At 41.3% G+C, this 15,358-nt stretch carries 14 protein-coding genes; 10 read left to right on the top strand and 4 right to left on the bottom strand.

What is annotated here, in order from left to right; translation table 11 throughout:
• Nucleotides 1-2: 2 nt before the first annotated feature.
• The gene (dinB, locus tag GSY47_RS11120; protein WP_219071283.1) at nucleotides 3-1,184 is read right to left on the bottom strand and encodes a DNA polymerase IV; all 1,182 of its coding nucleotides are present in this window, start codon (nucleotides 1,182-1,184) and stop codon (nucleotides 3-5) included.
• A 399-nt stretch (nucleotides 1,185-1,583) separates the two neighbouring features.
• On the opposite strand from dinB, the gene GSY47_RS11115 reads away from it, so the two are divergent.
• Nucleotides 1,584-2,033, top strand: coding sequence for a response regulator (locus GSY47_RS11115; protein ID WP_149207797.1), 450 nt, complete (start codon nucleotides 1,584-1,586; stop codon nucleotides 2,031-2,033).
• Between the two features lie 75 nt (nucleotides 2,034-2,108).
• Here GSY47_RS11115 and GSY47_RS11110 read toward each other — a convergent pair whose 3' ends face one another.
• Nucleotides 2,109-2,354, bottom strand: coding sequence for a DUF6965 family protein (locus GSY47_RS11110; RefSeq protein ID WP_219071282.1), 246 nt, complete (start codon nucleotides 2,352-2,354; stop codon nucleotides 2,109-2,111).
• 728 nt (nucleotides 2,355-3,082) lie between these two features.
• Between GSY47_RS11110 and GSY47_RS11105 the strand changes: the two genes are divergently transcribed.
• Together GSY47_RS11105 and GSY47_RS11100 are read left to right on the top strand one after the other, a co-directional pair.
• Nucleotides 3,083-3,538, top strand: coding sequence for a hypothetical protein (locus tag GSY47_RS11105; RefSeq protein ID WP_219071281.1), 456 nt, complete (start codon nucleotides 3,083-3,085; stop codon nucleotides 3,536-3,538).
• A 533-nt stretch (nucleotides 3,539-4,071) separates the two neighbouring features.
• Nucleotides 4,072-4,281 (top strand): hypothetical protein, encoded by a 210-nt coding sequence (locus tag GSY47_RS11100; RefSeq protein WP_044047735.1) that lies wholly within the window; start codon nucleotides 4,072-4,074, stop codon nucleotides 4,279-4,281.
• Nucleotides 4,282-4,724: 443 nt separating this feature from the next.
• On the opposite strand, the gene GSY47_RS11095 is transcribed toward GSY47_RS11100, so the two are convergent.
• Nucleotides 4,725-5,483 (bottom strand): SDR family oxidoreductase, encoded by a 759-nt coding sequence (locus GSY47_RS11095; RefSeq protein ID WP_219071280.1) that lies wholly within the window; start codon nucleotides 5,481-5,483, stop codon nucleotides 4,725-4,727.
• A 235-nt stretch (nucleotides 5,484-5,718) separates the two neighbouring features.
• Entirely contained in the window at nucleotides 5,719-7,902 is a 2,184-nt protein-coding gene (locus GSY47_RS11090) for a hypothetical protein (RefSeq protein WP_223704598.1), read from the bottom strand.
• A 605-nt stretch (nucleotides 7,903-8,507) separates the two neighbouring features.
• Between GSY47_RS11090 and GSY47_RS11085 the strand changes: the two genes are divergently transcribed.
• The 7 genes from GSY47_RS11085 (at nucleotide 8,508) to GSY47_RS11055 (ending at nucleotide 15,278) form a co-directional block, all read left to right on the top strand.
• Nucleotides 8,508-9,674 carry a zinc-dependent alcohol dehydrogenase gene (locus tag GSY47_RS11085; RefSeq protein WP_219071279.1) on the top strand — a complete coding sequence of 389 codons (1,167 nt, stop codon included), beginning with the start codon at nucleotides 8,508-8,510 and terminating at the stop codon, nucleotides 9,672-9,674.
• A 179-nt stretch (nucleotides 9,675-9,853) separates the two neighbouring features.
• Entirely contained in the window at nucleotides 9,854-10,141 is a 288-nt protein-coding gene (locus GSY47_RS11080; RefSeq protein ID WP_219071278.1) for a hypothetical protein, read from the top strand.
• 414 nt (nucleotides 10,142-10,555) lie between these two features.
• Nucleotides 10,556-11,194, top strand: a complete 639-nt coding sequence (locus GSY47_RS11075; protein ID WP_149207791.1) for a YciE/YciF ferroxidase family protein — start codon at nucleotides 10,556-10,558, stop codon at nucleotides 11,192-11,194.
• Nucleotides 11,195-11,518: 324 nt separating this feature from the next.
• Nucleotides 11,519-11,752 (top strand): hypothetical protein, encoded by a 234-nt coding sequence (locus tag GSY47_RS11070; protein ID WP_149207790.1) that lies wholly within the window; start codon nucleotides 11,519-11,521, stop codon nucleotides 11,750-11,752.
• Between the two features lie 267 nt (nucleotides 11,753-12,019).
• On the top strand, nucleotides 12,020-13,186 hold the full coding sequence (locus GSY47_RS11065) for a PQQ-dependent sugar dehydrogenase (protein WP_219071277.1): 1,167 nt from the start codon (nucleotides 12,020-12,022) through the stop codon (nucleotides 13,184-13,186).
• Between the two features lie 2 nt (nucleotides 13,187-13,188).
• Nucleotides 13,189-14,148 carry a beta-propeller domain-containing protein gene (locus GSY47_RS11060; protein ID WP_219071276.1) on the top strand — a complete coding sequence of 320 codons (960 nt, stop codon included), beginning with the start codon at nucleotides 13,189-13,191 and terminating at the stop codon, nucleotides 14,146-14,148.
• A gap of 29 nt (nucleotides 14,149-14,177) precedes the next feature.
• Nucleotides 14,178-15,278, top strand: coding sequence for a catalase family protein (locus GSY47_RS11055; RefSeq protein WP_219071275.1), 1,101 nt, complete (start codon nucleotides 14,178-14,180; stop codon nucleotides 15,276-15,278).
• Nucleotides 15,279-15,358 lie beyond the last annotated feature (80 nt).

The following is a 15,358-nucleotide window of genomic DNA, read 5'->3' as shown; positions in this document are numbered from 1 at the left end:
ATTTATTTTTTACGTTTTAAGATTTCGTCTTTGGTATTGGGCTTAAAGGAAGCACCGGCGCAGCGCATCACCGCATCAAAACCGTAACGGTTTTTCATCCGGTCCATAGCCTGGTAGAGCGCCAGCATTTCCTGGGTATCGTTAAACAGGTCGATCTGATAGGTTCCCCGCACCAGTCCGCTGAAACGCACCCCAATCAAGCGCAGGCGCATCCGGCGCTGGTAGAGCCTGCCAAAAAGATCCATTGCGGTCTGGGTCAGGATATGATCTGCTGAGGTATACTGCACCCTGCACTGCTTTGTTTCTGTATCAAAGTTGGCATACCGGATCTTGACCGTAACCGTTGAGGTGAGCCACTGCTCGGAGCGCAGCTGATACGAAAGCTTCTCGACCATACCAAGGATAACCCTTCCCAGTTTATCCATGTCGATGGTATCCTGTGAAAAAGTATGCTCGGTGGAAATCGACTTTCTTTCGGTATACGGTTCCACGGGGTTGTTGTCAATGCCATTGGCTTTTTTCCAGAGTTCAATGCCGTTCTGGCCGATCATGCGCTGGAGCGCTTCGGCTGGCATTTCAGAAAGGGTCTTAATGGTACGTATGCCGATTCGGGATAAGAGCTGGAAGGTTTTATCGCCCACCATCGGTATTTTCCGCACTGAGAGCGGGTTTAAAAAAGACTGCACCAGATGCTCCGGGATCTCCAGGTTCTGTTTCTGTTTTCCTTCACCTGTTCCGATCTTCGATACCGTTTTATTGATGGAAAGGGCAAAGGTGAGGGGAAGGCCGGTTTCCTTTGTGATGCGCTGCGCCAGCTCATCGGTCCACTTGTAGCTTCCGTAGAATCTGTCCATTCCGGTGATGTCAAGATAAAATTCATCAATAGAGGCCTTTTCCACCACAGGGGCTTTCTCCTGAATGATTTCGGTAACGTCATGGGAGAGCCTTGAATAGAGTTCCATATCGCCTTTCATAACCTTGGCCTGCGGACATAACCTGAGCGCCATCTGGATGGGCATTGCCGAACGCACCCCGAAACGGCGCGCCTCATAGGAGCAGGAAGCCACAACGCCCCGCTCGCCCCCGCCGATAATCAGCGGAATCCCAGTAAGCTCTGAATTAGTAAGCCTTTCGCAGGAGACGAAAAAGGTGTTCATGTCAATGTGTACAATAGCCCGGTTCATAATCTTTATCATTTATACCTGTCAAAATTAGCACAGATGATAACAATTTTTAAAAATATTATGTTCTAAATAATAACAAAAAATCAAAATACTGATTTTACGGGCGGTCTGGATTATGCTGCAATTAAGCAGAAAGACTTTATTCAGAATTTACGGCAGGTCTTTATTTTGGATTTTTTTAAACCGCCGCCGCCAGCATATTTGGATTTTTCCAAACAGGCATTTCAGCCCACAGGAATCATCTTTTTTTGAAAGTTTTTTCTTTTAGAAAAAAAGAATTATCTTTACAGTTACCACCAAAAAATGTAATTCTATTTTCAATAGTCTAAGACCTAAGTTTTTTTAACCACTGCGGCTTTCAGATCTATTTTTACCTGCCGCACTATAAATTTAAAAGCTATGCCACAAAAGCAGAATTGGGAGAAGATTATTTATCTTGCTGAAGATGACGAAGATGACAGACTGCTGTTTGCTGATGCAGTCGAAGAATTAAACCTGCCCATTTTGGTAGTGCAGACGGCAGACGGCTGCGAACTGCTGGAAACCCTTGAAAAGGCGAAGCATCTTCCTGAAACGATATTTCTGGATATCAATATGCCCCGAAAAAACGGATTTGAATGCCTTAAAGAAATTCGAAACGGCGGCAGCGATTTCAAAAATATAAAGATTATCATGCTGTCCACCAGCAGCAGTGCGATGCATATCCGGACCGCCTATAATCTCGGGGCGGATTATTATGCCGTAAAACCGCCTACCTTTATGGAATTAAAAGATCTTTTAAAAGGGATTTTGGACAGGGACCTTAAGAGCTTAAGAAAAGAGATGGAAAAAAAACTTCCAGCCTGCTAAAGATAAAAATAATGATGAGGGATCTGAATGCTTGCGGATCTTTAATCAGACAAGATCTTACAGGACAGGGCTTTATTATTCAGGGGCAGTTTCTTTTTCAGGGCTCCCTTGACTGGGCATGGTGCGTTTGATGTGCAGGTAAAAATCCTTGAGATGCCACCAGGCCGGGCATCTCTCTACAGGACCGTTGAAATTGCGTATGCCGATGTAGCAGCTCTTCAAAAAAAGCTGCGTATCTGTAATCTTTGCCCAGGGCTTCCATTCCACCTCAAGGGGAGGAGGAAACGCTTCAAAATGTCTTTTTATATCTTCGTAATTCATGCTGCAAAAATAATCCAAAACCATATATCAGACAAGGCCGGCATTGCTTTTACAGCCCGCCGGGCTTCTGTTTTCGATCAGGTTTTTCACTATTCTGGAGCCCAGCTGTTTGCCCGTATTTGACCTGTACTTTTTTGCCAGAATGATTTGGTTTTATATCGTTAAGGCCAAAGCGTGCTGCTTTTTTTTTTATAAAAAGGACGTATAAATACCATTTGTACGCCGCCAGATCCGGAGAATGATTAAATCAAATTGTCAAAAGAATGGGTTTAAGCCTTAAAAAGCTGTAATTCTAAAAGGATATACTGTAAGTGATCTGCCTTAGGTTTTGGTAAATTTGCTATATACTGGTAAAGGTAAACAGCAATTTAATCAGTCAGAAAAAAAACAGGGGACCGGCGGGGTTCGTCTGAAGGTTCTGTACAATGATTTAGTTAGTTACCGCATACCATTTCAGGCACCCGCCGGCTGCCAGAAAGCTCCTTGAATTTTGAGGGGCTTTTTTTGTCGGCGGACGTGCGCTGTAAACTTTATGCGCATCAGAGAAAATCAGAAAACTGCAATTCTTTCATTTTTTTTATTTTAGTATTGTATTTATTTCAATTGCAATTATTGGATTATCAGTGATTTAGTACTGTGTATTTTGTAAGAGCTGTATTTTAATTTTATAACGCAGCGGGGAAAAGCTGTGTTAAATTTGAAGTTTATACGAATAAAATTTAATTATTATGAAAACAGCATACTCATCCACTGTTCCTAAGGAATTAAGCAGCGGCCTGATCATTTTTGCAGGAGTTGCGCTTTTCTTTTTACTCATGGAGTTTTTGAATCTCTCCCATGTATTTTATCTGCGTTTATTGAATGTGTTTTTTATATTTTACGGCGTAAACAGGATTTTAAACATTAACCTTGCCCAAGGACAGAATAATTTTCTTTTTAATGCGGTATCAGCCATGATTACTTCGTTTATAGGCGTAGTGCTTAGTCTTGCTGCACTTATGATCTACAGTTATGCCCGGGGAGGCGACCATTACGTTGAATCCTTGTCCCAGACCTTTATGTTCGGAGCGGAACCTTCGGTTCCCATCTATATCCTTTGCCTTTTATTTGAAGGAAGCGCTTCGTGTATTGTGGTGACACTTGTTCTGATGCTCTGCAGAAACAGCAAGTTTAGAGCCGATTAAATATTTTGTTTTCAATTTTCGGCCTTTCATTGAAACAAGGATCTTTTTCTGCACATACGGAAGGATTTAATTTATTGATTTTTAATTATGTAAGCATTCTGTCAAAAAAAAATAGGGCTTTCTTTCCCAGCTGGCTATTTTATAAAACAGGAATGCAGGATGTTCCAATTATGAAAAACCTGATTTTAAAGCTGTAAGCTTTTTAAATCATGGTGCAGTATTTTTACGTTTTCTTTAAAATTATAAAATCACAGCGTAATGAAACTATTTAAAAGCAATAAAAAGCACATCATCGACCGTGCACAGCAATCACAGAAGAGAAAAGGAGCTATAATAAACGCAATGGTCATTTCAATAGTATTCTTTATTGCCGTGCTGCTGGTTTCAGTAATAGTGTAACGGCGTCTATTTAAAAAAAACTTGCTAATTTTTAGATTTTACCATAAAGTTTTGTAATAAAACACTGAAATTATGTAAGAATATAAGCAGGTTTTCTTTTAACTTGGGATTTCAAACTAAAAAAATATATTGTTATGAAAATCAATTTTAAATCTGGGTTTGCAGTTCTGCTGGTGCTTGCAGGGCTTTCCATTTCGTGTAAAAAAAATGAGACAGTTCCTGCTGAAACCAATGATACTTATGCAGACAGCTCTGCTGTTGTGGCTGATACCATCAGTACGGTTCCAGCCGATACTGTTGGGACCGATACCTCTAAAACTATGACTCCGCCGCCAGCAAAGTAGGTTCTTAATTAAAATAAATGGTTATTATTAATTCAAAAAGCCTGCAGAAATATAATTTCTGCAGGCTTTTTAATTTTTTCCAGCTTAGCCACTGCCTTGTAAATATTTGTATAAGTTTCGACCTAAGCTTTTTAGCAATTGATTTTCCTGGATTCCTATTTTATGGAAAGGCAATGCGCCACGATTTTGCCACAAAACTTAGACCGGTGAAATATCTTTAAAAACCGATTTAACTTTTTGTGGCAAAATTGAAGGCAACTCCAAATCTGGAAATATTCGAAACCATATTTATTTAAACTTGATTTTGCCAAATTTAAGATTTCAAAAAGATTGTGCCAAGGTGATTGGGGGAAATTATTGAGAACGGATTAAAAAACTGTATCTATATCCATGAAATATATATTTACGGATCTTTATCAAAAGCCAGAATAAATGCGTTTCTATTAAATGATCTGCAGGTGCGGACGGATCTGCATCGTGACGATATCGCATCTTTTTGGCTGCGAGAGACAAAACAAAGTGCTCATTGCAATATCGTAAGCTTCCAGCATCTCCAGTTTCTCAACTTTCTCATGCTGCACTTTCTTCGGATCGGTCTGCATGTCACTTGTCACAGCGCCCGGTTCAATAAGGGAAACCTTGATCCCAAGAGGATTTAGTTCCTTGCGAAGTGAGGTGCTGAATCCGCGAATGGCTGTTTTTGTGGCTACATAAATGGTGCTTTCAGGCGTGCGGCTCTCCGCACTCATTGACCCGATATTGATGATATGTCCTGATTTGTGCTTTTTCATTCGTGCAGCAGCTGCCTGAGCAAAGGCAAGATAACCGGTAATGTTGGTATCGATCGCGTATTTGTAATCTTCATAAGTTTCCCCTGTTAGTCCCGGGGCTGCAACGGCCGCATTATTGATAAGGATGTCTATTCCACCGAGTTTGGTATCTGCTATTGACAGTATTTTGTCAATGTCCTCCTTTTTGGTAACATCTGCGGGAGTACCGTAAAGTTCGCTGTCCGGGAACTGCTTTTTTATATCTGCAACGGCTTTTTCAAAATCTTCCCTATCCCTTCCAAAAATAAGTACGCGCCCGCCAAGAGAAACCAAGACATCGGCAATTGCTTTTCCTATTCCGGTTGTTCCACCCGTTATAACTATTTTTTTATCCTTGATGTTCTGTCCAAAGTAATTTGTTAATTTTTCCATAAGTGTTTTTTTTTTTTAAGTTATTATTATCTATTCTGTCCGGCATACTAAATTGAAATGTCACGGTAATACAGTGTCATAGTATGAAATTGGTGCGCAAATCTGGTTTTATCTATGCCATGTTACTATGTACAGATGCACATACTAAAAAAAAACCGTACTTGCGATCATTCTTTCCTGTAGATCTTTAGGTTCATTTTTCACATTCTGGGCCTTTAAACTGCAGGATCAAAAATTACCACTGAATTTTTACGGTGCCCCGGCCTGAAATTTTATACTCGTGTATATTCGCATTTGCTGTAAAAGGTTTTTGTGTTTGCTTATCCTGCAAGACCTCCATTTTAATGCTGCTGTTTTTAATTTTTATAATTTTTAAATTGCAGTTCAATTCTTTATCACCATCTAATTTTATGGTGACTGTATTTCCCCTTTTACTTTGATGAATAATGGGATAATCAACAAAAAGTAGAAACTCATCGCCAATTTTGATGTACTGCCTTGGCACGACACCAAAGGCCATTCCGGCGCCATAGACTTCCTGACCGACCTTGCCGCTTTTCTCCCAGCCGTTGTATAAATCTTCAAGTGGAATCCACAGATCAGCCTGAACTTCTCCGGTTTTAACTTCTTCAGAAATCATATCAAAAGGGAGCATAGCGGGATAGTAATAGGCAATCCTGCCGACAGCATATTTTATAAACTCGGGAATTAGTGTTCTCAGTGCCGGAAGAATCTCAACATCTTCTGCCTGAACCATATATTCTGACAATGCTGCATAGACTTCCATCTCCTCATATGCGGCGGTATAAGGGGCATCATTCAAGGGAAAAATGGAGAAGAAATTGGTATAATTTTTACCAAATCCGTATCTGCAGTCATAAAGCTGAATATTTTTAAATAATCCCGTCAGGCATCTGTAACTTAAATCGAGGTAAAGTTTTTTATTGGTAATTTTGTATAATTCCAATAAAGCCCCGGCTGCAAAAGCAGTGTTATTGGCTTGATACAGAATGTTTAATCCGAGTCCTTCCAGTTTTTTTGCCGCTTTTTCTGCTTCGTTTAAGTATCGTTTTTCTTTAGTTATCTTAAAAAGCAGCAGCATCAAATGCGCGTATGCCCCTGGAACATCCCTTTCTCCTCCAGCGCCCGGTGCCGTTTCTTTTTTGATGACCTCAAGGGTTTCCATATTATAAAATACAGGCCACTCATAATTGAAATGGTGTGCCGTTCTTATAACATATTCTATCGAGTCAAGCACAAGTTTTTCTGAAGTTTTATCACCCCATAAGGCAAGTCTGGCCAGATTCATCAATGGATGATGCAGATACCAGGAATCCATCACCATTTCTTTTTTCTGCTCTTCGGACTGATCCAGTTTGTCAACCATCGAGGGAAGCCAGCGGTTTATGCAGTTTATTTTTTCATCATAAAATTCAGGTAATCCTTTAATTAAATCTTCGCAGATAGGCTCTTTTTCGCCGCCCCATTTTTCATATTCTTTAAAAGGAGCCAATACGGCAAGCTGGACCATACTTTCGGGCGGCGTTTCATAGTCGCATAAGTAGGCATTTAAATAGGGGTGTCCTAGCTTTTGTGTCCAGGAACCCTTATTAGTCGTTAAATCTGAAACCACTTTCTGAGCGATTTCCGGCCAGTTGTGATATTCGATCCGCGGCTGTTCAAGCAGTTTATATACCGTGACCAGATTATTTAAAAAATGCTCGCAGATTGTTGTTGTCTGATCAAATATCTCAGTATGAAAAACGACATAGGCATTCGAGATAGTGAAGGCTTTTCCCGCCGGAAGAGGCAGTTTATCAGTGGTCGGTAGTTGAAACCCGATTTCGGGCCAGCTTCCGCCTACTGTATTTTTGGATTCCGTTTCCGTAGCTTCACAATACTCGGATAGTGATGTAAGGTTTTGAAAATAAAAAAACGAACCTGTCTGCGGTTTTGTAATGCTCGCAAAAAGAAGTCCGGAGCGGGATCCTAACTGTTCCATGTGAATTGTTCCGGCAGTATTAGCAATATTCCCGCTTTGCGTCAGCGGAATTATGTCCCTCGGCCAAAATGGCATCAAGAGAGGAATATTAGCATTGAAGGATGTGGTGTAATGCAAAACTGGTGCTTCAGCAGAGGGAAATTCAATACGGACCTCATAATTGCCAAGTCTGGAATTGAGTACTACGATTACAATATCCTGGTCTTCAAAAAGATTGGTAACTTCAAAACAGCTGTTCATGGCAAATGCGGCACGAAAGGCTATTTTCCCAGTACCGGGCATTATAGCAACAATCCAAAGCGAATCGCCCGTATTATAAAATTGATACGTGGAAGAATGAATTTTTTTCTCCAAAAGTATTTCACTATTTTCAATATCTGCCTGGGCAGTTGCGCTCCATGGTGTAACTGTATGCATATTGATCATTTTTAGTTTATAAAAAGTGATATCCAGTGAATAGGGAATGAGAGATTCAGCCTGTATTTAGAAGCACATTAAAATTATTCCCAGTTAAAGAGAACAAAACCAGTCACAACCGCTCCTATAGAGAGCAGAAGGAAATAAGTTAATAGGCCGTAATTTCTAAAAAAGGCATCCATCATCCAATTGGTTTATATCAAATTTCGGCATATCATTAATTTTTCTTCTTACATAATTTGTACTAGTTCTTACAAGATTTTCCAAAGATGAGAATTGGTCATAGTAATTGATTACTCTCCTGAAATGGCTTTGGACCAAAGCTGGTCTCCAGAAAAAGAACGGAGACAGTAAAATAAAAAGCTTGTAGAAAGAAAATTGGAAGCATACTATGCCTATTGGGCTTTCTTGCGCGTGCCAATGACGAACCCTCTAGGCTCATTCACTAACATAAAATTGTCTGCAGGTTATTGCCAATATGTGATGCGGAGCGGAGATCATACCTGAACAACAGTGTTTTATCTGTAAGAATTTAAGATGATCCTGTAAAATTAATGCCTTAAATTATAGTTACTTAGCTATCACTTAATTTTAAAAAGGACATCATGAAAGCAGCAGTTATTCACGGACCTGGTTCGATTAAATATGATACGGTAGAAGATCCAAAAATCATAGCACAGGATGATATTATTCTAAAAGTTACTTCCACGGCAATATGCGGATCGGATCTGCATATTTATTCTGGTGCCATGCCAACAACTCCCATGGTGCTTGGCCATGAATTTATGGGTATTGTGGAGGAAACGGGCTCGGCTGTCACCCACCTGAAAAGAGGGGACCGAGTTGTGGTTCCTTTCCCGATTGCCTGCGGGAATTGTTTTTTCTGCAATCACGATGTTCCGGGCAACTGTGAGCACAGCAACCCCGAACATTACGGTCCTGAGGGTGGAATTCTCACAGAGAAAGGCGGGGCACTTTTCGGTTATACAGACCTCTATGGCGGGTATGACGGAGGTCAAGCACAGTATGTGCGCGTACCATATGCCAATTACGGACCCAGAGTTGTTCCTGAAGATCTAAGTGATGAGCAGCTTCTTTTTCTAACCGACATATTCCCGACAGGCTATACCGGGGTGGACTGGGGGGAAGTCAAGGGCGGGGAAACCGTAGCGATATTTGGTTCGGGACCTGTTGGTATCATGGCGGCCAAAAGCGCCTGGCTTAGAGGCGCGGCGCAGGTCATTGTAGTTGACACACTTCAGTTTAGACTCGATAAAGCTAAAGCTACAGCGGGCTGTACCACAATTCTATGGCAGAATGGGCCTAAAGATGTTGTTGAACAGATCCGTTCTCTTACAAATGGCCGCGGCGCAGATGTCTGCATTGACGCGGTTGGATTTGAACCGGACCGTAATTTAGCTGACCGTATTAAGGCAACCATCAATTTCGAAAAAGGATCAACAAAAGTTTTAGAAGCCTGCATGAGCGCCGTAAGAAGAAGCGGAATTGTTTCTGTTTTGGGTGTTTATCCTGTCAACTATGATAATTTTCCGATAGGACAGTTTTTTGATAAAGGGATAATCCTAAAAGGAGGGCAGGCTCCGGCTCACAAACACATTGATAAACTTTTAGAATATGTGGTTCAGGGAAAGGTGAAGCTAGAAGACATTATAACGCACAGACTGCCGTTGAGTGAGATTTCACATGCTTACGATATTTTCAAAAAACGTGAAGACGGATGTGTAAAAGTAGTACTTGATCCGTGGAAATAGAAATAATTCTTCAACGCGTCATGCTTATTATATCTAAAAACCGATTGCGTTAAATATAATTATCGCTCTGGTTATTAATTGTTTAAAGTACTAAATCTGTAAATACTTCATTTAATGATATAACGATCTCAACTTTTAAGATATTAACTTTGAGGTTATTGAAACTAAAATAGGACATTATGAAAACAATATTAAAAACTTCATTCCTTACACTGATCTTTACCCTGGTGCTATCTTGTAAAAACAATCAGAATTCCAGCACAGATCCATACGCAGATGAAACAGATTCAACGCAGGCAGCTGTTGACAGCATTGGAGCTGACTCGGATACGACCCGTACAAGTACAAATGGAACAACTGGTGCTACCGGCGAGGGTTCGACTGGTTCTGGTTCGGATGGAACTACGCAAAAAGGGACTACAACCATAAACAAAGATTCAACATCTAACAGTAAAGGCAGTAAATAGCTGCCAAGGTTGATTATTTATATTTCTATTTAAACCTGCATCCTGTTTGGATGCAGGTTTTTTTGTGTGCACAATCCTTCTATCTTTTGGAATTTAAACGTTTAAAAAAATCGTGCATCCATGGTGCTTGCTGCCACATTTTATGCTTCTTATAGTTTTTCTCACACATAGTAAGCGCGACGGCGGTTTCAAGTAAACTGGTTCTTCAAAATACTAGCAGCCTTTAGTGTTTTTTAAGTGTAATAGGTTCGAATAATTATTGGCAGCTTTTGTTTCCGATGTATTAGTTCGCGTCTGTAACCTGCTGATCTATATTGCTATGAGGTTTGAATACTGTAAGATATAACGGATCATTATGTAAGGCTCTCTGTTGATGGCTTTGTACATTTGGATATAATATTAAATTAAAAAATTATGGCAACTACAGCAAAAAAAACTACGGCGGATAAAGCAAAAAGTACGGCATCCAAAAGTACTGCATCAAGAAATACTGCATCAAGAAATACTGCAAAAACTGCATCTAAGAGCACAGACGGAAAAGTAAAAGCAAAATCGACTGCTGCCGATGGACTAAGAGAACTATTTGTAGATTCATTGAAAGATATTTACTGGGCAGAAAAAGCCCTGACTAAGGCTTTGCCAAAGATGGCTAAGAATGCGACTTCCGAGAACCTGATAACTGCTATCAACGATCATCTTAGCGTTACAGAAGAACAGGTTAAAAGACTGGAGCAGGTTTTTTCTTTAATTGGCGAGAAGGCTGCGGCCAAGAAATGCGACGCAATGGAAGGACTTATCAAGGAAGGAGAAAGCATTATGGAAGAAACCGAAGCAGGACCTGTTCGTGACGCAGGAATCATAGCAGCATCTCAGAAAATTGAGCATTACGAGATTGCAACATACGGTACATTGGCAGCTTTTGCTACTACACTTGGCGAAGATGATGCGGTACTGCTGCTGGAGAAAACATTGGCGGAGGAAAAAGAAGCAGATACACTGCTTACCGAGGCAGCCTATAATACCATTAATTTTGATGCAAACGAGGAAGATTAGGCCTAGGAATAATATAAAAGTTGGCCTGTACTGTGAGTACGGGCCTTTTTTATAAGCGTTACTAGTATGCAGATTACCTAAAGTTCAGATCAGGTATTGTAATCCGGTTAATAAATACAAATACAGTACCTCGCAGGTTATATAATCTACAGCTCATCGAAAGGAAGGTGAAATTTACAGGTCAGGCCTGCAGTCAGCTTATATTATTTGTATTAAGAACTTATAAGAGATGTCCAGCTGATGCAAGTTTTGGAGTACTGTTTTTTTTCATATATGATATTATATTTATTTTTATTATGCAACATTTAAAAATTACAAGAATAAATGAAAGATTTATTAGAGAAATTTGAAAACGATTTGAAAATACATCTCGAAAGTACTTTTGCTTCGTCCAATCAGGAAGATCCGATCAGAAAGTTGGACGAAACAGAAAAGACTGTCTTTGATTACGTCGACAATTACCTTTTGGAATCTTCCCTTATCGCAAAAGATGTAGAAAGATCTGTACAGCTGATTTTGGACGAATTTGCTAAATCAAAGATTAAATACATCCAATAACCGACGAGGAAATTTAGTTTATAAAAATTTTCGTCCTGTCTCACTATCTAGTACTGCCGCTGAGAACTCAATTCTGCCTGCCAGACCCATTTTACCCATTCCAATCCTACTTGAATTTTCCCATCTGCTGTAAATCCTATAAGTATTAGAGCATATCTTGTAATTGATTACTATTTATTGGTAATACTTTTGGATATGCAAATCAAGACTAATATTCTCATTTTAAAGTATTTGAGCAGCTATTGATAACTAATTAATTTACGCTATATGAAAACGAAATACCAGTTTACTGCATTTCTATGTGTGATGGGGCTGCTTTCCTACGGCCAGAAAGGCATACCTCCTAAAGAAGATACCAAGAAAGTGACCATTACCAATTTCCCTACCCATCTTGAGTACAGTTCCTCACTCGCATCGGGCCTTAAAACGGCAAATGGCTGGCAGGCGACCCCTGCCGCGATGGGACTTGGAAAACCAAGGATGCTGTATATCGGCAAAAAAGGCCAGCTCTATGTTACAAGACGCGATGCGGGAGATGTGCTGATGCTGACCGATACCAACAACGACGGCAGGTTTGACGATATGACACGTGTAGCTGATTTTCCAGGAGTACACGGCATTACGGCCAAAGATGATTTTATGTACCTGTGCAATAACAACAAAGTACTTAGATATGCATTAAATGCTGATGGAACTTTGGGCAAGGCCGCCGATACGCTGATTAAAGATCTGCCGAGCGGCGGGCAGCATGCGAACCGCACGATGGATTTCGGGCCTGACGGCAAATTGTATATCTCAGTGGGAAGCGTCTGCAACGACTGTAAGGAAAGCGATAAGGAAACTGCCGCCATGCTGCAGGTGGACCCGCAGACTTGGAAAAGAACGCTTTATGCGTCAGGGCTTCGAAATACCATCGGTTTTGACTGGCAGCCTCAGACCAAAGAAATGTGGGGTGTGGACAATGGCGGAGACACTAAAGGAGACGACTGGCCTCCCGAAGAATTAAATAAGATTATTATGGGAGGCAATTACGGATTTCCTTTCGCCTACGGCAAGAAGGAAGTGGATCAGAGCAGGGAAGACCCTGTGGGCAATACCAAGGAGGGCTGGGTCAAACCTACTCAGGCATCTATACTGGATTTCCCGGCGCACAGCGCCCCTATTGCTTTTGCATTTTTCGACAGCGGTAAAAATAAAGGAGATGCACTGGTGTGCTGGCACGGCTCATGGAACAGACAAAATCCGAGCGGTTACAAAGTGGAACGCATCAAATTTGACAGCAAGGGCAATCCCACAGGGTCTGAAGATTTCTTAACGGGATTTTTAATCGGCAGCGAACGGTTCGGCAGACCCGCAGGACTGGCGATCGGTTCTGATGTGGTTTATATATCAGATGATGCAAATGGTATTATTTATGCACTCAAACAAAAATAAAGATGAAAAAATATATTATACTACTGTTAGCAGCCCAGTTAACGTGGGCTCAGCAGCCAACAAAACGCATTGAATTTGAAGCGCCTGAAAGTTATCCCGAGGGAGTGGCTTTCGATAAGGCTGCCAATGTGTTTTATGTATCCTCGGCAAGATTGGGTACCGTTGGAAAAGTTACCAAAGAGGGCAGGTATTCGGAATTTTATGCCGATAAAACCCTTAAATCAACCTACGGGCTGAAGGTGCATCCCGACGGAAAAAGGCTTTTTGTCTGTGCAGGCGATGCCAACTATAGCAAATTCAGCACGCCTGATACCAAAAAGAAAATGGCAAGGCTTCTTATCCTTGACCTTAAAACAGGTAAGAAATTAAATGATATTGATCTGGGCGGGTTTATTGCTGGAGAACATTTTCCTAATGACCTGGCTTTTGACAAAGAAGGGAATGCTTATATCACGGATAGTTATGCATACGCTGTGTATAAAGTGGATGCAAAAGGAACAGCGTCAGTATTCAGCACAAACGAACTGCTTAAAACAGCAGGAGTCGGACCCAATGGAATTGTTTATCATCCGGAAGGTTTTCTGCTGGTAGCAAACAATGGGAAAGGAGCACTTATAAAATTGCCGATTTCAAATCCCAATAGCGGGACAAAGGTAAAAATAGAGCAGTTCTTTCCAAGCGCAGACGGTATGCTTTTAAATGACAATTCCACTTTGACACTAGTGCAGAATGGAGGAGTAAACAAAATATTCAAGATTAAAAGCATCGATAATTGGACTACGGCAGAGGTTTCGGAATCCACTTCTGTAGAAGACCGTTTTGCCTTTCCTTCTACTGCGGCTGTTTCGGGCAGTGAAACCTGGATCATGAATGCGAATTTCAGCGAACTTACTGAAGGTAATAACGTACCATCAAAAAAGTTTTCCCTGCAGCAGGCCGTGTTTGCTCCTGTAAAAAAATAAAAGATTAAAAAAACAATAACATACCATACATGATAGAGTATATTCCTTACAGTGATTCGATCGAAGTTATACAGCCCGACGAACAGGAGATCAGCCAGAAAATTATAGATTCGATGGCAAGGGTTAACCGCCTGATGTACGAGAAATACCGACATGCCATACGCGATGCGCATGCCAAAAGCCATGCTGTATTGAAAGGCGAGCTTAAGGTATATGATAACCTGCCCGAACATCTGGCACAGGGGTTGTTTGCCAAGGCCAGAACCTATCCAGTAATTGTGCGCTTATCAACGGCGCAGGGCTCCATCGTACCCGATAAAATGTCAGCATTCAGGGGTATGGCCATAAAAGTAATCGGAGTGGAAGGAGAAAAGCTGCTGCCAGAACTCTCAGACGCCGTGACCCAGGACTTCCTTATGGTAAATTATCCTGTCATTCCAACCGGAACGATAAAGGAATACCTCAAGATGCAGGAGGGGCTGGAAAAGCAGGCCGACAGCGGGGAGCTCTTTCAGGAAATCGCGCAGAAGGCCGCTGTCGGGGTGCAGAATGTACTTGCCGCAGTAGGTCTTGCTGATGATACCAATCAATTGAGCGCACCGGGACCGCATATCCTTGGGGATACTTATTTCAGTATGGCAGCACTGCGTTTTGGGGATTATGTGGCCAAAATAAATGTTAAGCCGCTTTCGGATAATGTAAAGGAATTAGCGGGGAAGAAAATTGATAAGGATATTATCGACGCAGATGAGCACGCTTTTTTAACAAAAATTGTTGCTGATTTTTTCCAGTCTGCTACAGCGGAATATGAAATCGGCGCACAGCTCTGCACCGATTTGGAAATCATGCCCGTGGAAGACGGATCCGTGCAGTGGCCCGAGGACCAGAGTCCTTATCAGCCTGTTGGTAAAATTACTTTTCATCCGCAGCAAACTTTCAGTCCCGAGCGCCGTGTGTATGCAGACGACACGTTGAGTTTTAATCCGTTTCACAGTCTGGCTGATCACCGTCCGCTGGGCAATATTATGCGAGTGAGACAACTGGCCTATGAAACTTCAAGCCGCTACAGGCACCATATGAATGCTAAGGCAAGGATAGAACCAGTCAGCATTGACCAGCTGCCAGATTAATTGCCGCCCTGTAAAATAATAGATTAAAAAAGCCTGCGAGATGATTACATTACGCAGGCTTATATACTTTGGTCATCCTC

This window comes from Flavobacterium quisquiliarum, assembly GCF_019308285.1.
Classification (GTDB): domain Bacteria; phylum Bacteroidota; class Bacteroidia; order Flavobacteriales; family Flavobacteriaceae; genus Flavobacterium; species Flavobacterium quisquiliarum.
Note: the sequence above shows the minus strand (reverse complement) of the source record. Positions and strands in the feature narration are given on the sequence as shown.